The following is an 18,647-nucleotide window of genomic DNA, read 5'->3' on the forward strand; positions in this document are numbered from 1 at the left end:
GGCCCGCGGCGGGATCTAGCTCGTTTCATCTCTCGGAGAACCTCCGATAAAGCCGCTGCCACTCCTGGTACAGCGCCGGATCCTTCCGCAATCGCTCCTTCCACGCGTCGTCCACGATCTTCCGCGTGTTCGGCTCCGCCAAACCGTATCGCGCAAAGATCTCCTCGGCCTCGTCCGGCGACGCTGCGAGCCTCGCGCACAACTCCGCGTGGGCTTCGAGGGACAGCTCGGGCGGCGCGGACCCGTCGAGGGGCATCGTCGCCGGGCCTGTCTCCTCGTTTGTCAACGTATCATGTTTCGGACCGAAGGGCAGCGCCTCCCCGGGAACGAAGGCCTTGAGCGGCTGTGTGACGGCCCGAGCCTGTTTCTTCGTGACCGCGGTTTTGTCCTTCCCCGCCTCCTGGAACGGCAACGCCTCGCGCGGCACGACGAACCCGGCGGGCAACGTCGAGCCCAGATCCACGCCTTTCGTATCGCCCGTGATGGCCGTGGCATCACGCTGGAACGGAAGAGGCTCCACCGGAACGAAGACCGGCTCGGGAAGCGTCTGCGCGAGCCGATCCACGGGCTCGGCCTCCGCGGGCTCCGGCGCAAACGATACGAGGGGTTGCGGCAGCGGGAGCTTCTGGAACGGCATCGAAGGCGCCTCCGCCTTCGAGCCCGGCGGCAGTGTATCCGCGGGCAAATCCAAATCCGGCGTTGGTGGTGGGGGCGGTGGCTCGACGGCCGCGGGGGCCCTCGGCTTTGCATCCCCCTCGTGTGGCAACGGCGCGAAAAAGTCGGCCGGATCCGCCGCGGGCACGTCGTCGTCCTCGCCCTCGTCGAGGACTTCGTCGTCGAGGGGCTCCTCGTTCTCCGGAAGATCTTCCACGTCCCCCAGCGGCGCCGGCGGACGCAGGACGCCTTGTCCCGGCCGCGGCGTGGGCACGTCACCCGGCGTCGACGCGAGCAAACGATGCGCATGCTCGCGGAGGGACGGCTCTTCCGACAATCGCTTGGACCACCAACGATGGAGCGTGAACACGTCGGCGAGGCGGAGCCCGAGCCCGGAGAGCCAAGGCACGGGTTCCTCTTGCGCGGCGAAGCGCCGAGCGAAATCGAGCCACGCGCCGAGGTCCTCGTCGAGCGGCGGAACGGGCCTCCGGTAGCGCTCTGCGGCCTCCGCCTGGCACGCGTCGAAGAGGTTCTGCAATTCCTCGGCGTCGTCCTCCGCCAAGCGCTCGTCCCACGCGGCCTCGGCCCGCGGGAAGCGCGCGGGATCCACGCCCTCGTTTCGCAACACGTCTTCGAGCGAGAAGCCTGCCGCGAGTCCGGCGCGTACACCCGCGAGCTGCGCGAGCGCGACGCCCGCGAGTCGAGGATGCGCGCGAGGGGGCTTGCCCGAGGCGTCGACGGGGGGAGTCGTCGCGGGGGAGGGCGGTTGCACGTGGACATTCTAGCAGGCTGTCGATCGAGGCCCCAGAGGTATGGACAGACGTCCCGCCAGCAATACGTTGTTTTATTGCGCCCGTATTGGATGCGCCCGCTTGGGCCTTCTATCTTGTGAACACGTGCTGGATCCGCGAAGATACCTGCAAGGTCGCCGGTGACGATCGAACTCGAGCTCGTGAGTGACGCCCTCCCCGAAGGCACCCGCATCCTGCGGGCCCGCGGCGTCGAAGCGATGAACGAGCTCCCGAGCTGGACCGTCCAGCTCCTCTCGCCGACCACGCCGATCGACCTCGAAGCCATCGTCGGCACGCCGGCCACGCTCACGTGCGTCGATACACTCGACGGCTCCACGCGCGCGATCGATCTCCTCGTCGTCGACGCCGAAGACGAGGGCGCCGATCGCGACGGCTCGTTTTGCGCGCTCACGCTCTCCGCGGCGATGTACGTCCTCGATCTTCGCAGCGGCTACCGCGTCTTCCAGGAGAAGACCACCGAGGAGATCGTCCGCGAAGTCCTCGTCGACGCCGGCATCCCCGCCGATCGCATCGTCACCCGCCTCGCCGGCGCGGACTACGAAAAGCGCCTCTACTGCGTCGCGTACGGCGAGACGAACCTCGCCTTCCTGCAGCGGCTCCTCGCCGAAGAGGGCATCAACTTCTGGATCGATCACGTCGAAGGCACGGGCAGCGTGATCGTCCTCGGCGACGCGCTCGGCTCGCACGACGGCGTCGAGCCTTCGCCCGTCGTGACGTTCGACGACAAGAGCGGGCTCGTCGGCGCGCGTGGGTTCGTCGAGCTCGAGATCGAGCAATCGATCGTGCCCACGGCGGTGCACGTGCGTGATCTCGACGTGCGGCAGCCCGACGTGCCCGTCGACGGCCATGCCGGGGAAGGCGCGCTCTCGTACTTCGAGTACCCCGCGTGCGTGCTCACGGCGCGCGGCGCCAGCGATCGCGCGAAGGCGCGCCTCGAACAGCTCCGCCGTTTCGAGGTCGTGGCGAAAGGACGCAGCGAGACGATCCGCCTCACGCCCGGACGCCTCGTCGACATCGAGGGCGCCGCCGACGCGTGGATGAACCAGCGTTACCTCATCGTGCGCGCGGAGCACGCGTTCGACGCGCCTTCGCGCAGCGGCACGACGCAAACGAAGTACGAAAACCGAGTGACGCTCGTCCCCGCGGTGGATCGGCCGTTTCGGCCTGCGCTGCCCACGCGCCGCCCGAAGGTCGAGGGCATCGAGCCAGCGTTCACGACGGGGCCGAGCGGCGAGGAGATCCACGTCGACGATCTCGGCCGCGTGAAGGTTCGTTTCCCCTGGGATCGATCGGGGACGCTCGACGATCGCTCGTCGTACTGGGTTCGCACGCTCCAGATGAACATGGCCGGCGCGATGCTTTTGCCGCGCGTCGGCTGGGAAGTCCCGGTGGCGTACGTCGACGGCAACCCCGACCGACCGTTTGTGCTCGGACGATCGTACAACGCGACCGCGATCGTCCCCTACGGTTTGCCCGGCGCCGCGGCCACGACGACGCTGCAATCCGCGACCTCGCCGAGCGATGGTACGACGAACGAGCTGCGGCTCGGCGACGGCGCGGGCAGCCAGGAGATGTTCCTGCACGCGTCGCGGGATCAGACCGTGGTCGTGGGCGGGAGCGCGACGACCCGCGTCTCGGCGAACGAGACGCACGATGTTGCGCTCGCGTACAAACTCGCCATCGGCGGATCCCAGTCGCTCACGGTCGGCGGATCGCAGAGCGTCGACGTCGGCACCGACATGGTCACGGCGGTGAAGGGCGCGCGCACGGAGATGATCGGCGCGGTCGAGCACATCAAGGTCACGGCGAACCGCGTCGTCGGCGCGAAAGGCGCGTACAACGAGCTGATCGGCGCGGCGTACGTGATCCAGTGCAACCAGTCGAACACGAAGATCGACGGCGTATTCACGCAGCTCGTCGGCGGCAGCATGTCGCTCAGCGGCGGCCTCGGGTACGGGGCCTCCGTCGCGGCCGTGAGCACCGAGGTCGTGGGGGGCTCACGCACGATCACGTGTGCCGGTGGTTATGGCGATACGGTGCGCGGCGCGAAGACCGTGACAGCGGGCCCGACGACCGAGAAGGCCGGGAGCCACGTATCGACGGGCGGGAAAGCGACCGGGACGGTGCAGGTGGGCGGAAGCGCGACCTTCCAGGCCGGCGCGGAGCTCGTGCTCGAAGCGCCTTCGATCACGATCGAGGTCGGCGGATCGCTGAAGGCCGGCGCGCTCGTGATGTCGGGCGGCAAGGTGCAATCGAAGAAGGGCAAGACGAAGCTCGAGGGCACCATCACCCGGAAGTCGGGAACGAAGGTGGGCTAGTATGCCGCTCGATCAATTCGCGCAACTGGAGATCGAGGGCGTCGAGGGGCCCCTGCGTATCGTGCAGCTCTCGGGGCGCGAGGAGATCTGCACGCCGGCACATTTCGAGGTGGTGCTCGATGTATCCGGCGGGGATACGAATGTCCTGGCCGTCGCGCCGGATGCGCTGATCACGAAGCCCGCGAAACTATCGTGGACGCTTGTCGACGGCGGCGAGCGTGTCTTCGAGGGGCTCGTGGACGCGGTGGAGGCGCGGGATCGGGGCTACGTCGTCCGCGTCGTGCAGACGCTCGCGCTGCTCGCCGACACCAAGGATTATCGCGTCTTTCTCGATCAAGACGCCGTCGAGATTTCGCGCGACGTGCTCTCCGAGGCGGGCATCGAGCTCGAGGTCCGCGTTTCGAGGTCGCTCGACGAACGCCCTCAATGCGTGCAGGCGTTCGAGAGCAACCTGGATTTCGTGCGGCGGATCCTCGCGGAGGAAGGAATCTCGTTTTTCTCGCCGTTCGGGAGCAGGGACAAACTCGTCCTCGTCGATGGCTTATCCGGCTTCGACGACGCGCCCACGGGACCTCTGCCCATTCGGGATCGAGCGGGGCTCGACACCGGCGAGAGCGTGTACGGCGCGCGGCTGCGAAAGAAGATGGTGCCGCAGCGGGCGCGGCTTCAAGATTACGACTTCGAGAACCCCGGGCTCGATCTCACGGCCGAGACGAAGGCCGACGGCGACGCGCTCGAAGTGTACGAATACCCGGGAAAGTATCGAAAACCCGCGTCCGGCGCGGAGCTGGTGAAGCTCCGGGCGGAGGAGCTTCGTGCGCGGCGGAAGGTGCTCACGGCGTCGACGACGTGCAGAGCGCTTTCGCCGGGTCATGTCGTCGAGCTCGAAGGGCCGGAGGGATTGCAAGGCCGGTGGCTCCTGCTCGCGGTCGAGCATCGCGCGATCGATCGGGCGGCCGAGGGAAATGATCGATATGAAGCCTCCTTCGAGGCCGTACCCGTCGACGCCCCGTTCCGGCCGGCGCGCACGCCCGTCCCGCGCATGGGAGGCATTCAGACCGCGACGGTGACCGGCCCCGGCGGCGCCGAGATTCATCCGGACAAATTCGCCCGCACGAAGGTGCTCCTGAGCTGGGATCGGCGACGAGCGGAGGACGATACGAGCTCGGCGTGGACGCGCGTCGTGTATCCGCCAACGACGGGCGGGTTTTTCCTGCCACGCGTCGGCTGGGAGACCGTCGTGAGTTTTCACGCGTCGTCGGCGGACGAACCCCTCGTCCTCGGACGGCTTTACAATGGCGTGGCGCAGCCGCCGAACGGCCTTCCGGGCGAGAAGGTCGTCACCGCATTCGGCTCCTCGACCACGCCGGGAGGCGGGAGCGCCAACGTCGTCAGCATGAATGACACGGCCGGCGCCGAGGTCCTCGGGTTCAATGCCTCTCGCGATTACAGCGAGCGCACGGAGAACGACAAGGTCACGGTCATCACGGCGGATGATACGTGGACCGTGGGCGCCACGCGCAAGGTGATCGTGGGCGAAGTGCACGAGGTCGGCGTCACGGGGTCGCAGAGTTATACCGTGGGAGGCAATCGCACGGTCAGCGTCGATGCGAACATGTACATCCAGGCGGCGAGCGAGTCCGTCATGGTGGGCGCCGCGCGTATCTTCGACATCGGCGGTGATTACACGACGAGCTGCGCCACGCTCACGCGAATGGTCGGCGCGGCCAAGGCGGAGACGGCCATCGAGCATGCCAAGCGGCAAACGGCCGGCGCGGCGACGGTGATGGTGGGCGGCTCGTGCAACATGCTCGCGGGCGCGAATTATGGGGTCAACGTCATGGGGGCCCGCTCCGAGATGGTCGCGGGCGCGAAGACGATCAAGGCGAGCAAGTTCGCCCAGGAGGTCAAAGGCGCGCTCGCCGAGACGCTGGCCTCCCGCAAGGTCACGGCCGGCGGGGATCGGGTCGAGGATTTCGCAGCCACGGCGAGTTACTCGATTGGCGGCTCGGCGAAGCTGCAAGGCTCGAACGTGGTCGTGAAAGCAACGAGCCAGATCAAGATCAAGGCGGGCGGAGCCACCGTGACCATCACGCCCGGATCCATCACGATTGACGGCGAATTCAAGGGGTCTGTCGATGCGCAGGACGACGGCGACGAAAACTACGAGTGAAAGGCCTCCGGCATCGAAGGCAAAGCCCGCCGCGCGCGCGAAGAAACCCGCGCCCGCGGCGCTCGGTCCGGGCCTTTTCGTCGGCAAGATCGAGTTTGCCTCGGACGGCACCTATCGCGTGCGCACGGTGGAGGGTCGGCGGGTGACGGCGGTGCTCGCGGACGACGTCGAGCCGGCGTTTGCCGAGGAGTGCCTGCGGACCGGGCGCACCGTATTCGTCACGGAGACCGAGCGCGGCCCCACGGTGCTCGGCGCGCTTCAGACCTCGCGCGGGCTCGTGCGGGAAGCGAGTGGCCTCGTGACGCTCTCCGCGCAGGATCTCCGGCTGCGAGCCGAGCGCAGCCTCACGCTCGAATCCGGACAGGCGGCGCTCAGGCTCGAAAAAGCGGGCATTCTGCGGGCAGAGGGCGAGCGAATGGTGGTCGACATGAGCTCTCTCGTGCGATTCCTTTCGGCCTTGGTCGAGCTGCCCTGAAGCGAGGAGCACGGCAATGGCCACGACCGTCAGGGGAAAAAACGTCGCGACGACCGGCAGCGGGCACGTGGCCCCGGGGCCGCCCGCGACCAGCATGATCCCCCCGCCGCCGCCCACGGGCCCGGTGGCGTCGCCGTTTCTTTACGTGGCGAGATCGTCGACGGCGAAGAGCGTTTGCCAGCAGATCACGTGCGGCGGCGATCCCGTGCTGAAGAAGGGCAGCACGATGGACATCGAGACGCCCGCCAACCTGCCGGCGAATGCGCTGCCCATCAAGGACATCGTCACCCACGCCGTGCTCAAGGTCGCGAAGACGATCTCGGGCTCGAAAAGCGCCAGGGGCTCGAACGTCGAGCTCTGCGTGACCGGTGATGACGTCGTGCTGAACCTCCTCTCGAAGGATCTCGAGGTTCATCAGTCGAAGGGGAAGTTCATTTCGGGCCTCTCGTTCACGAGGGCCATGAATGCGAAGAGCGAGAAACACGCGGCGAAGGTGTACGTCGCCGCGGAGCCGGTCGCCGTCGCGTCAGGGGACGTCGTCGATACCCACGTCGACTACGAGCTCCACGGTCCCATCCCGGTGCGTTTTTACCGTCATTATGCGTCGAGCCGCGCGATCGAGGCGACGCCCCTCGGTCGAGGAGGCTTCTCGCACAGCTTCCACCAGTACGTGACCGTCGAGAATGGGAAGACCGTTGTGCGTGGGGAGGATGGGCGAGACATCGTTTTCCCGGCGCTGTCGCCTCGACAGGCGGCATTTCATCGCGGCCGGCGGATGGAGCTCGCACAGCGCGCGGACGGCAAGAGTTACGAGCTCCAGGTCATCGATGACGGGTATACGCTCACGTTCACGCCGATCACGCGTACGGGCCCCGCGATGCTCCGGTCCATCGAGGATGCGTGGGGCAACCGCGTCGAACTCGTCTATGCAGAGGGGCGGCTTCGTTCGGTGATCGATGCGATCGGGCGTGAGATCCGGCTTTCCTCGGATTCGTCCGGCCGAATCGTGCAGCTCGACGTGGTCGCGCGGGGAGCGATTCACGCGACCCTTCGTTATGCGTACACCGATGCGGGGGAACTCGCGAGTGTCACCGATCCCCTCGGGCATACCGAACGATATGCCTACGACGGGCGTCACCGCCTCGTGGAGAAGAGGGCGAAAAACGGCGTTTCGTGGCGATACGCGTACGACCCGGAGAACGGGCGCTGCATCAAGGCGTGGGGCGATGGCGGATTGCATGGATTCGAGTTCACGTACGACCTGACCCAGGGGACGACGACGGCGCACGGAAACCCGGCCGCGAGGGTCTTCACCTGGAACGAGCATGGCGCTGTGCTCGAAGAGCGCAGCTTCGATGGCGAATACGTCGACGCGAACGAATACGATGGCGATCTCCTCGTGGTGGCGCGCAAGAACGGCGCCGGTGAAGCGTTCGTGTATGAGTACGACGCGCGCGGCCACCTCGTCAAAGCGACGGATCCCGCGGGCAACGTCGCCACGTGGGAGTACGAAGGCGATCGGATGATGGCCAAGACCGACGCCGCAGGGCTCACGACCCGGTACACGTACGATGGGCGCGGCGCGCTGATTCGTTATGAGGAGCCCTCGGGTAATGCCTTCTCGCTCGCGTACGATGGCCGCGGCCTTCTTGTCGCCATGTACGGCCCCGACGGGACGCTCCTCGAAATCACGCACGATGCGGAAGGCAACATCGCAGAGCTCAGGGGCCCGCTCGGGGAGGTGACGCATTACGAGAGCGACGCGCTCGGTCGTCTCGTGCAGAAAACGGATCCGACGGGCGCGGTGACGCGGTATGCGTGGGATGCCTTGGGCCGGCTGACGGCGGAAACGCTTCCGGATGGAGGCCAGGTCTCGTTCACGTACGATGCGCTCGGTTGCCCCACGACCTACACGACGGAACGTGGCCATACGGTTGCGCTGGCATTCCGCGGCACGGGGCAAGTTGCGGGTGTGGTCGAGCCCGACGGCGGAGCGTGGACGTTCCTCCACGACGTCGACGAACGGCTCCGGTTCGTCCGCAACCCCAAGGGAGAGCAGCACGAATTCGTTTACGATCGAGCCTCCCGCGTGCGCGAGGAGGTGACGTTCGACGGGCGGCTCCTGCGGTATTTCCACGCGCGCACCGGTCGCATGACGCGTGTCGAGTATCCGGACGGGACCTGGCGGAGCTTCGAATACGATCCCGGTGGACGTGTCGTCGTCGAGGACTCGCCGCACGGCACACGCACCTTCGAGCGGAACGAGCTCGGCGAGATCCTCGTGGCCGTCGTCGAGGAGACGTGGGGCAAATCCGTCGTCGAGTTCGAGTTCGACAAACTGCACCGCATCGTGGGGACCGCGGTGAACGGGCGTGCGACGAAGTACGAATACGACAAGCGGGGTCGGCTCGTGGCGCGCGTGCTCCCCAATGGCAAACGCACGTCGTATTTCTACGATCTGGCGAGCCGCGTGGTCGGCATCGACCATGACGGCCACAAGGTGCTGCTCGTCCGTGACATGCGGGGGCGCGAGGTGCGCCGGCACGTGTACGAGGCCGCGCTCGACATCTTGACCACGTATGGGCCGCAAGGGTGGCCCGTCGATCGCACGGCGGCCGTGCGCGCGGGGAAAGGGCCGCCGAACGTCATTTCGCGACGCGCTTGGCAAGTCGGGCTCGGGGGGCTGCCCATGGCGATGTACGATCTCCACTGGGGCACAGTCCATTACGAGCACGACGCGTGTGGTCGGCTCACGACCATACGTTCGGGAGCCCGCGCGGAGGTGCTCGACTACGACGCGGCGGGCTCGCTCTCGCGGTGGAGCACGAGCGGCACGCAATCGGCGCCGTGGGCGATCCGCCAGGGGAACGTGCTGCTGCGTACGCCCGACCTCGAATTCGGCTATGACGACAACGGGCGGCGTATCGAGGAGCGACAGCTCCGCGACCACAGGCCGGAGGGCCGCAAGGAAACGAAATATTACTGGGACGCGTTTCAAAAGCTCCGCGAGGTCGAGCTTCCGAGCGGAGAACGCCTTCTTTTTACGTACGACGCCTTCGGTCGTCGCATCCGAAAGCAGGTCATCGGCCCGGCGCCTGAGGGCGGGGGCATGCCGCCGGCTCGGGTCGTCGAATACCTGTGGGACGTCAATACGCTCGCCGCCGAGATGAGCTCCGAGGGGACGACGCGCGCGTTCGTGGGTCAACCCTTCTCGCCGGTACCCGTGCTCCACGAGGAGGACGGCAAGCCATTCTTTTATGTCACCGATCACCTCGGCACGGCGAAGGATCTCGTCGATGCGCGGGGCGAAATTGCGTGGACGGCGGAGCACTCGGTCTTTGGTCGGGTCCTCCAGGAGAAAGGCAATGGTGCGGGGGGACGCCCGACGGCGAGGACGCCACTCCGGCTCCTCGGGCAATATGCCGACGACGAGACGGGCCTCGTGGCGACGCGTCACCGCATCTTCGATCCGCGCGTCGGACGCTGGTTGAGCCCCGATCCGCTCGGCTTGCACGGATCTCCGGACCTGTTCGGCTTCGGCGGCAATCCGACGACCACCATCGATCCGCTTGGGCTCGCTCCCTGTCCGGGGCTCGGGTACGTCAAGTTTACGACCGATGCCAACGGTTACATCAATGGCATGCAAGCCAAAATCACGAAAGACATGTGTCAATCAGGGCTCGGCACCGATGCGTACGGCGGGATCCTCCCGCCCGGGTGGATCAGCCCGGGATACGACCGCGCGCATCTCTGGCCGAACCGCATGGGTGGGCCGGGCGACTGGGAGCAGAACCTCGTGACGATGCGGGCCGAGGCGAATCAAACGGACATGCGCATGTTCGAAGATCGCGTCTTTCAAGCTGCGCAGAAGGGGCCGGTCGACTACGACGTCTCCATCACGAACTACGGCAATGGCCGGCCCAAGCACGTCACCCTCAGCGCCAACCCCAGCAGCGGCACCCCGTTCAGCCTTCCACTCTTCTGAGGACAAACCATGGCGAGCTCGATGGCGTCTCTCACGAAATGGCTGCTCCCGCCGAAGAAGCCCGAAGAAGCTCCGGCCAAGAACGACTGGGTGCCCGCGGAGTCGCTCCTGGGGACGGACCTGCCCGCCGATTACAAGCAGTTCGTCGGGACGTATGGCACCGGCTGGATCAACAAGTACCTCCACGTCATGAATCCGTTCTCGGCGAAGCTGCCGTGGATGGAGCGCCTGCGTTTCATGTCGTTCACGCTCCATCTCGTGCGTCGGAACGCGCAGGTGCCCGGCGCGCGGGACCTTCCGGCGCCGTTCGAGGAGATCAACGGACTACCGTATCCCGTGTTTCCGGAGCCCGGGGGCTTGCTGCCGTGGGGGTATACCATCAACGGCGACGCGCTCTTTTGGCTCACGAAGGGCACGCCGGACAAGTGGACCGTCGTCGCGGATTCGCGCGGCCGTTACGCGGAGTATGCAGGGCCGATGTCGGCATTTCTCCACGACGTCCTTTCGGAGCGAATCTCCTGGGGCATTTTTCAGGCTGGAGTGAACGAGGAGCCGGTGCGGCCGACGTTCACATTGCACGAGGCGACGTCGCGCGCAGGGAAGGGGAAGTAGGGCCATGGCCATCACCAGCGTGACCAAGCTCCTTCCCAAGCCGGCGCGCCCCGAAGGCGCCTCCGCCGAGTTCGGATGGGCCGAGGTGGAGGGCCTGTTCGGGCATGGCCTTCCGTCGGATTACAAGGCGTTCATCGAGGAATACGGGGCTGGTTGTCTCGGCGGGTTCGTCTGGATCCTGAGCCCGTTCTCCGATGATCCAGGCGCGCAGCTCGGCAGGCAATCGCTCGCGCGGCTCGAACATCTCGCGTTGCTCGGGAGTGATTCGAAGTTCCAGATGGAGACGAGCGATCCGGTGATCGCGCCGCTCCTCGCGAAGCAGGCCGAGCGGCGTCTCGCGCTCGCGGCCTATCCGCCTCGCGGGCAGAAGTGGATCGCCTGGGCCGTGCTCGGGGACGGCGGCGCGCTTTATTGGCTGGGGGCCGGCTCGCCCGATCGGTGGAAGGTGGTGCATCTCGGACCCCCGGGGGACGACGGCGTCTGTCCGATGCCGGTGGAGCTCGGCGGGTCGACGAGCGCCGTGCTTGCGTCGTTGCTTTCGGGGAAAGCCGAGCTTCCGGGCGCACCGGAGGGTTTTCCCGGGGCGCCGCCGAGTTATGTGCCGGTCTCGAAAAAGAAGCCGCCGAAATGGAAGGCGCCTGCGCCCGTGCCGGTGGACAAAGCCACGATTCAGGTGGTGAAATTGAAGAAGCCCCGGAGGTAGGCCGTGCACGACGTGCGGTTTCTCATCGACGGCGCCGAAACGCTCTCTTGCCGCAGCCTGCGCGGGACGGAGCGGCTCGGGCAATACACGGAGCTGGAACTCGGCCTCTTTTCCACGGAAGGGGTCGTCCCGGCCGACGTCGTAGGCAAACCATGCGCGGTGGTGCTGGAAGGAGGAATCGGGGCGCGCGTGGTCGGCGGAATCGTCACGCGGTTTGCGGCCGTGGCCACGGCGAATCCGAATGGGGAGAGACGGTACCGAGCCACGGTGCGATCGCGCCTCGCGGCCGTGGAGCTTCGTACGAGGTCGCGCATCTTCCAGAAGATGACGATTCCCGACATCGTGAAAAAGGTGCTGCTCGAAGCGGGGTACGACGGGAGGCAAGTCGAGCTCCGGCTTTACGAGCCGCATCTCGAACGGGATTACGTCGTCCAGTATGCCGAGAGCGACGCGGCCTTCGTGCGGCGCATGTGTGAGGACGAGGGGCTCGTGTTTCGATTCGACGCCGACGAGGAGGGCGTCGAGCGGATCGTGCTCGAAGACTCGACGACGTATTCGCTCGCCGCGCTGGAGGAGCCGCTCCCGCTGGTCGACGTATCGGCGCTCGGGATGTTCGATCTCGCGGCGTTCGACGCGCGAATCCTCGCGAGGAGAAGGCCCGGGAAGGTGACGCTCCGCGATTACAATGTCGAGAAGCCGGACCTGTTGCTCTCGTCGACCTCCAAGGCTGGGACGGACGTGGAGCAATCCGTCGATGTGTACGAGGGGCCGGGCGGATTCCGCGAGCCGGACGAAGGGGACGCGCGCGCCAGGCTTCGGCTCGAGACGCTCCGCGCGGATGCGCTGGAGCTCGTCTTTCGCACGACGGCGGTGACCCTCGCGCCCGGTTTGTCCTTCACGATCGAGGCGCAGGGGGATTACGCGGGCAGCGCAAAGCCGGCGGGCAAGTACACGGTCGTGGCGGTGGAGCACACGTGGGCCTTCGGGGACGCTCGCGTGGCCGTCGAAGTGCGTGCGCTTCCGCGCGACACGCCGCACAGGCTGCCTCGCACGACGCCGCGGCCTCGCTTGACCGGCGTGCAAAGCGCCTTCGTCACCGGGGCTTCCGGCGAGGAGATTCACACGGACGCGCAAGGTCGCATCAAGGTCCAGTTTCCGTGGGATCTCGAAGGGAAGGGGGACGAAAAGACGACGCTGCCGATCCGCGTGATGCAGCCGAACATGCCTGGATCCATGGCGATTCCGCGCGTGGGCTGGGAAGTGCTCGTCGCGTTCGAGGACGGTGATCCCGACAGGCCCATCGTGCTGGGCAGGACCTACAATGCGAAGTTCGCGCCGCCGTACCAGCTCCCTGCGAACAAGACCGTCACCGCGCTGCAGACCTACAGCTCGCCGGGCAGCGGCGGAACGAACTCGATCCGCTTCGACGACGCGGCCGGCAGGCAACACGTGTTCATTCAGGCACAGTTCGGCAAATCCGTGAGCGTGTCGAACGACATGGTGACCCAGACGGCGAAGAACGAGAACATCGGCATCTCGGGCTCGCAGTCGCGCGTGGTCTCCGGCAATGAGAATGTCAGCGTCACGCAGGCCTATCGCACCGCGGTGGGCTCGCAATCGGCGACCGTCGGCGGGAAGCAGGAGATCTACGTCAAGGGGAACACGATCGTCGGTGTCGGAAGCGAGTCGGTGCTCGTCGGCGCGGCCGTGCTGGAGAAGGTGGGCAATCCGGTCAATGGCCTGTTGAACCTCGGGAAAGCGGCTGTGCTATCAGGCGCCGGAGCGCTCGGACAATATGGTCAATTCCTCGCGGCGGGCGGGGGTTTGGCCCTGGCCGGATATGAAGGCTACAAGCATGGAGGTGCCTCCGGGGCGCTGCAAGGTGTGGGGCTCGGCGCGGTCGGGATTGCAGCCGGTATGATTCCCGGCGGGGAAGCCATCTTCGCCGTGGCGCAGGGAGCGGCGCAGCCCGCGCCCTGGCGCGAGGGAGCTGCGCCGAGCGGCGACCCGGCGGGCGGAGGCGGCGGCACGGGCGCGAGCGACAATGCGGGCGCCGGTGGACCCGGCCCGGGACATCGAAATACGTCGGTGAAGGGGGCGATGACCGAGCTCATTGCCGGCGCGAGCGCGATCGTGACGCCCGGTGACATCGGCTGGTATACCGTGGGCCCGTCCTCGTTCCTGATTGGAGGAAGCTACTCCACGAAGACGGCGCGCGGCGGGGTCTCTGTGCTCGGTTCGTCCAGCGAAACCCTGGGGAGCCTCAAAATCGACGTCAAGGGCGTGCTGGTGCGCGACGTGAAAGGGCCCGTGCGTACGACGATCGCAGGGTCGCTCACGAGTCAGGCGTCCGGGAAACACACGATCAAGGCAGGAGGCGCATTGACGCTGAAGGTGGGCGGCACGTTGACCTTGCAAGGGGGCAAGGTGTCGTTCAATTGTGGCGGCGCCACGGTCACCGCCTCGGACAGCGGCGTGCTCATCGAAGCTGGCAATATCACCATCAATCGCTCTTCGAAGCAGAGCGGGGTGACGGGACACACATGAGCTTGGCCATCGTCGGGGCAGGCATGGTGTCACCAATCGCGATGACGGCGCGGCAGCACGCGTTTTTCGCGGCTGCGGGCGTGCCTGCTCCGTCGCCCTCGCCCTTCGTGCGGGACACGGGCGAGCGAATCGACGTGCGGTATTGCCGGTGGCTGGGCGCCGTCGAGCCGCTTTCCTCGCGGCTTCTGCAAATGGCAGAGCGAGCCATCGAGGAGGCGACGGCGGCGCTCGTGCCCGATCTGCAGATGTCTCTCTTGGTGGTGACGTCCGCGCCGCGCCCGGGGCTGGAATCCGTGCTTCTGGCCGATACGGCGCGGGCGATTGCGCGGCAGCGTCGCCTCGGTTCCATGCAACGTTACGAGGGAGAAGCGGCCTTCTTCGATGCGCTCGCGGATGCGGGCGCCGCGCTCTCGAAATCGGGGCCGCAGGCGGTTTGTATCGTGGCCGTGGACTCGGCGGTCGGCGTGGACATTCTCGCGGACACTGTCCTGCGTCCCCCGGGCCCATGGGCGCGCGCGCCATTGCCACCGTCGGAGGGCGCGGCCGCGGTGGTGCTGATGTCGCCGCCGAACGCGCGTCGCCTGGGCATTGCTGCGATGGGCACGATGCTCGGCGCCACGACGGTGATGGGGAGCGCGCGCGACGACAACGACGAGCCGGCGGACGGCGTGGCAATGACGCAGGTCCTTTCGAGCATGCCGAGCACCGAGCCGATTTCGTACGTGTTCGGACAGTCGTGCACGGACGACCTGCGCGCGCAAGACTGGTTTTTTGCATCGGCGCGAGAACGTGCGAGGTTTGGCACGGCGTGTGTGTTCGACGGGATCGAGGACCATGCGGGGCGCGTGGGGGCGGCGGCCGGCGCGATGAACCTCGTGTACGGGCTCTCGGTTCTGCGGCACGAGACGGCGCTGCGGGCATCGAGCGATTCGTTCCTGGCATGGGCCATCTCTCCGGACGGCACGCGTGGCATGGCTGCGGCGCGCGTGGGGGCGCCATGACGACATTCGAGGAGATTCTCCGTGGGCCGATGCAAGAAGCCCTCGACCGGGCGCTGGCGCTGCCGGAGCACGCCTGGAAAGCGACGCTCGTTCGGCCGTTGACGGCGGCGCTCGATGCGGCCGAGGCGACGCGCTTCGCGGAGCTCGAGCGCCTCGTGACGGCGGTGGAGACGGTCTCGCAACATGCGACGCTGCTCGCAGCCAATGGGTACGTCGACGCGGGGACGCTGCAGGCCTTCGCCGCGGCCCATAATGCATGCCTCGTCGCGCGCGGGCTCGTGTATCCGCCGCAGCGAGGGGACGCGGCTCGTAGGGCGAATCCGGGCGTGCTCATTGCAGCCCGCGAGAAGCCGACGCTGAGAGAGGTCGAGCGCGAGCCGTTTGATGCGAGCGCGGCGGCGCCGCAAAAAACCGTGGAGGCGGGCCCGGAGAAGGCCGCGCCGCCGAGGGATGAGCGTGATCTTCCCGTTCCGCCAAAGCCGCTCGTCGCCCTGGAAGAGGGGAAGGGCGCGCCGATTTCGGAGGATGCTTTTTACGCGGACATCGTCGCATCGTGCTTGGATCGCGCGGCGATGCTCGCGCGCCATCGTACCGAGAGACCTCTCCAGTTCCGCGGGGAGATCGAAGAGCGATTGCTGCGAAGTGTGGATGCGATTGCGTCGATCGGGGGGCCGTGCATTCGGCTCGTGCTCGACGCGTGGAAGCGCTCGCTCGAATCACCGGGCCCGTGGAACACGTGGGCCGCGGTATTCACGCTCGCGTGTTTTTCCGAGCGCGACGCGCTCGATGCCCTCACGCACGGCTTGACCACGCTTCCGCCGACGGCGATGGAGCACGCGCGCGCGGCTGCGGAGGCGCTCCTCCTCGCCCCACATCCCGAGCGGAATGGCGTCTGCCGGACCTTGCTCGTCTCGCCCCATCCGGTCGCGCGCGCCGTGGGGGTGCTCGTGCTCGGGCGGCAAAACGCGCTCGGAGTCGATGAGATTCGCGCATTCCTCCTCGACCCCAATACGTCCGTCACGGCGGCGGCTGCCGAGGTCGTGGATGGTTTGCCTGCCGACGACGTGGCGCGCCTCGTGCCGCTCCTCGGAAAATGCATGGGGCTCCCTGAGCCAGCGGTGGTATGGGCGGCGGCGCGGACGCTCCTGCGTGCTGGTCAAAAAGACCCGTATTTCGAGCTGCGCGATGGCGGGCCTCGTGCGGCTCGTCTGCAGCCGTTTGGCGCGGAGATCTTCGTGCTCTCGGGAGACGTATCGGATCGAACTGCGCTTGCTGCGTGCCTCGCGCGAACGCCTCCTTCCGCGGCGACACTTTCGGCGCTCGCGCGATTTGGTCATGCGGGGACCTGGTCGTATCTCCTGCGGCAACTCGCGAACGAGGATCTCGCGGATGCCGCCGAGGCTGCGCTCATGACGCTGTTCGGCGAGCGCGTGGCGCCTTCGCGGCGGCAGGATGCAGGGGCGTGGCGGAAGGCCATCGAGGCGATGCGATTGGATCCGAACGTTCGATATCGCGGCGGCGAGCCGTGGACGGCGGAGCGGGTCGCAGAGGCGTGTGCGTCCGGTGCGCTCACCCGGGTCGAGCTCGAACGGCTGCTCGACGAGCTGGCCGTGCGCGCGGGAATGCGTGCACCCGCGGACGGGGCCGCGTGGGGGCAGGAGCTCGAGCGCGCGCTCGCGCTGCTCGTGCCTGCGGCGCGGGAGCGGGATCGCGCGGCAATGCCGGGAACGTGGTGGCAGTTGCGACGGTCCTCGTAATTACGTCACGAGATCCACCTGAAGCTCCCGCAAGACCCGCTTCCCGCGGCCCGTGCGGAACGCCTTCCGCGCCACGAGCTCGAAGCGTCGTTCGTTCGGATGCACGACGAGCGAATCGATGACGGGACGCTCGACGGCCTTGTCCCCTCCATCGAAGCGCGCTCGCACGACGACGGGGAACGCAGGGATCTCGAATGAGATCACGCCTTCCTCGTGCATGCCGAGGATCGACACCACGTCCCCCGGCGCGAGCGGCAGGTCGAACTGCAAATCCGGATGCGCCGCATTGTTGTGCCGGACATCAAAATCGACCGGCATGAGGGGCATTCGTGTCTTTTGCCACGCCTCGTCGAACGTCCCGGCCCATGCCCGCCGCGGGAGCCAATGCGTCATGATGGGACCGAGGCCCACGGGCGGGTGGTTGTCTCCAGCGTCGTCGTGCGGCCGGAGCGGGTGCTCGATTTGTGGGGCGGGTCGATCAAGGAGGTCGCGCTTGCGCTTGGCGACGCCCACGCCGGCGGGATTGCGCTCTTCGATGAGCGTGAGGTCCTCGCTCATGCCCCCATAAGCGCGTTCGTGGACGATGGGCATGCGCTCGAACGGGACCGCGGGGCCCACGACGATGCCGGCCACGCCCTGAATGAAGCGCCGTTCGCCGTGCACGCGGAGCTGGACCGTGCGGTCTTTCACCTTCACGACGACGTCCATCGATTCGACGCGGCGCTTGGAGACGGCGTCGCCGGCGACGATCACGTCGGCGCCGTGTTTCTCGATGCATAGATCCGAGGGAAGCACGATGCTGCCATTCGGATTCTTCGCGTCGAGTGGAATGTCGTTGGGGCGGAGCGGGATGGGATCGTCCGAGGGGGCGACGCGGCCGCCGGGGAGGATGTCGAAGGTCGCTTTGACGACCGCGACGACGAGGGCGTGGCCGTCGGGGCCGGTCGTGGGGACGTCGAGCGCGACGAACGGGGTGGCGTTGCTGAAGGTCATGCTCGGCGGCTCCTTGTCGCCCTCATCCTCGCATGCTCAAGGCTTGATCGTCACCTTCGTGCCGACGGGGACGAGGGTGTAGAGCACGGCGACGTCTTCATTGGTGAGCCCGATGCAGCCGTCCGTCGGGCCCCAGACCTGCCCGAGCCCGGTGGCGCTCGAGAGCCGGATCCACGCCCGCGCCAGGGCCGCGAGCTTCGGCTTGGTCCCGTGGATGCCAATGCCGCCGCCCGGTTTGTCGATTCCGTTTTTCTTCGCCCGCGCGAGGTCTTCGAGCTCGGGATAGGAGATCCCCAGGAATCGATAAAAACGCTCGCTCTCCGATTTGCTCGTGATGCGATAGACGCCCTCGGGCGTGCGCTCGTCGCCCTCGCGCTCCTTTTGCCCGACGGGATTGGCCCCGAACGTGGCCGAGAAGGTGCGGAACGGTGTTCCGCCGCAGCGCAGATCGAGCGCGGCGTCCTTCTTTCGGATGACGATCTCGGGCTTGGCACAGGAGGCGGGCGTGGCGAGGCTCGAAGGCGGCAGGAAAAGCACGAGGAGGGCGACGGCCGCGAGGACGAGGGCGGCGAGGAGGATCGAGCGTTTCGCGAGCGGGCGGGAGCGAGGCATGGGCA

At 67.1% G+C, this 18,647-nt stretch carries 12 protein-coding genes; 9 read left to right on the forward strand and 3 right to left on the reverse strand.

Annotated elements, in window-relative coordinates; genetic code table 11:
- Positions 1-25: 25 nt before the first annotated feature.
- The gene (locus QHF84_RS11600; protein WP_281313307.1) at positions 26-1,426 is read right to left on the reverse strand and encodes a hypothetical protein; all 1,401 of its coding nucleotides are present in this window, start codon (positions 1,424-1,426) and stop codon (positions 26-28) included.
- A gap of 159 nt (positions 1,427-1,585) precedes the next feature.
- Between QHF84_RS11600 and tssI (QHF84_RS11605) the strand changes: the two genes are divergently transcribed.
- The 9 genes from tssI (QHF84_RS11605) to QHF84_RS11645 are packed head-to-tail and all read left to right on the forward strand — an operon-like array spanning position 1,586 to position 17,037.
- Positions 1,586-3,784 (forward strand): type VI secretion system tip protein TssI/VgrG, encoded by a 2,199-nt coding sequence (tssI, locus tag QHF84_RS11605; protein WP_281313308.1) that lies wholly within the window; start codon positions 1,586-1,588, stop codon positions 3,782-3,784.
- A 1-nt stretch (position 3,785) separates the two neighbouring features.
- Entirely contained in the window at positions 3,786-5,957 is a 2,172-nt protein-coding gene (gene tssI, locus QHF84_RS11610) for a type VI secretion system tip protein TssI/VgrG (protein WP_281313309.1), read from the forward strand.
- Positions 5,923-6,432 (forward strand): hypothetical protein, encoded by a 510-nt coding sequence (locus tag QHF84_RS11615; protein ID WP_281313310.1) that lies wholly within the window; start codon positions 5,923-5,925, stop codon positions 6,430-6,432. The genes tssI (QHF84_RS11610) and QHF84_RS11615 overlap by 35 nt, the downstream gene beginning before the upstream one ends.
- A gap of 16 nt (positions 6,433-6,448) precedes the next feature.
- Complete coding sequence (locus QHF84_RS11620; RefSeq protein ID WP_281313311.1) at positions 6,449-10,417, forward strand: RHS repeat-associated core domain-containing protein; 3,969 nt, start codon at positions 6,449-6,451, stop codon at positions 10,415-10,417.
- Between the two features lie 9 nt (positions 10,418-10,426).
- Positions 10,427-11,029 (forward strand): hypothetical protein, encoded by a 603-nt coding sequence (locus QHF84_RS11625; RefSeq protein ID WP_281313312.1) that lies wholly within the window; start codon positions 10,427-10,429, stop codon positions 11,027-11,029.
- A gap of 4 nt (positions 11,030-11,033) precedes the next feature.
- Positions 11,034-11,732 (forward strand): hypothetical protein, encoded by a 699-nt coding sequence (locus QHF84_RS11630; RefSeq protein ID WP_281313313.1) that lies wholly within the window; start codon positions 11,034-11,036, stop codon positions 11,730-11,732.
- 3 nt (positions 11,733-11,735) lie between these two features.
- Positions 11,736-14,279, forward strand: a complete 2,544-nt coding sequence (gene tssI / locus QHF84_RS11635; protein ID WP_281313314.1) for a type VI secretion system tip protein TssI/VgrG — start codon at positions 11,736-11,738, stop codon at positions 14,277-14,279.
- Complete coding sequence (locus QHF84_RS11640; protein WP_281313315.1) at positions 14,276-15,280, forward strand: hypothetical protein; 1,005 nt, start codon at positions 14,276-14,278, stop codon at positions 15,278-15,280. The genes tssI (QHF84_RS11635) and QHF84_RS11640 overlap by 4 nt, the downstream gene beginning before the upstream one ends.
- Positions 15,277-17,037: a hypothetical protein gene (locus QHF84_RS11645; RefSeq protein ID WP_281313316.1), complete on the forward strand. Its 1,761-nt coding sequence runs from the start codon at positions 15,277-15,279 to the stop codon at positions 17,035-17,037. The genes QHF84_RS11640 and QHF84_RS11645 overlap by 4 nt, the downstream gene beginning before the upstream one ends.
- On the opposite strand, the gene QHF84_RS11650 is transcribed toward QHF84_RS11645, so the two are convergent.
- Positions 17,038-18,030 carry a DUF2169 domain-containing protein gene (locus QHF84_RS11650; RefSeq protein ID WP_281313317.1) on the reverse strand — a complete coding sequence of 331 codons (993 nt, stop codon included), beginning with the start codon at positions 18,028-18,030 and terminating at the stop codon, positions 17,038-17,040.
- Between the two features lie 36 nt (positions 18,031-18,066).
- Positions 18,067-18,642, reverse strand: coding sequence for a L,D-transpeptidase (locus QHF84_RS11655; RefSeq protein ID WP_281313318.1), 576 nt, complete (start codon positions 18,640-18,642; stop codon positions 18,067-18,069).
- Between the last annotated feature and the right edge of the window lie 5 nt (positions 18,643-18,647).

Source organism: Polyangium sp. y55x31, assembly GCF_029946505.1.
In the GTDB taxonomy this organism is placed as follows: domain Bacteria; phylum Myxococcota_A; class Polyangia; order Polyangiales; family Polyangiaceae; genus Polyangium.

Excerpts from the sequence above, each read along its gene's own strand:
- QHF84_RS11655 (WP_281313318.1), bottom strand. The coding sequence starts at position 18,642 with ATGCCTCGCTCCCGCCCGCTCGCGAAACGCTCGATCCTCCTCGCCGCC.
- QHF84_RS11615 (WP_281313310.1), top strand. The coding sequence starts at position 5,923 with ATGCGCAGGACGACGGCGACGAAAACTACGAGTGAAAGGCCTCCGGCA.
- QHF84_RS11640 (WP_281313315.1), top strand. The coding sequence starts at position 14,276 with ATGAGCTTGGCCATCGTCGGGGCAGGCATGGTGTCACCAATCGCGATG.
- QHF84_RS11620 (WP_281313311.1), top strand. The coding sequence starts at position 6,449 with ATGGCCACGACCGTCAGGGGAAAAAACGTCGCGACGACCGGCAGCGGG.
- QHF84_RS11625 (WP_281313312.1), top strand. The coding sequence starts at position 10,427 with ATGGCGAGCTCGATGGCGTCTCTCACGAAATGGCTGCTCCCGCCGAAG.
- tssI (WP_281313309.1), top strand. The coding sequence starts at position 3,786 with ATGCCGCTCGATCAATTCGCGCAACTGGAGATCGAGGGCGTCGAGGGG.
- QHF84_RS11630 (WP_281313313.1), top strand. The coding sequence starts at position 11,034 with ATGGCCATCACCAGCGTGACCAAGCTCCTTCCCAAGCCGGCGCGCCCC.
- QHF84_RS11645 (WP_281313316.1), top strand. The coding sequence starts at position 15,277 with ATGACGACATTCGAGGAGATTCTCCGTGGGCCGATGCAAGAAGCCCTC.
- QHF84_RS11650 (WP_281313317.1), bottom strand. The coding sequence starts at position 18,030 with ATGACCTTCAGCAACGCCACCCCGTTCGTCGCGCTCGACGTCCCCACG.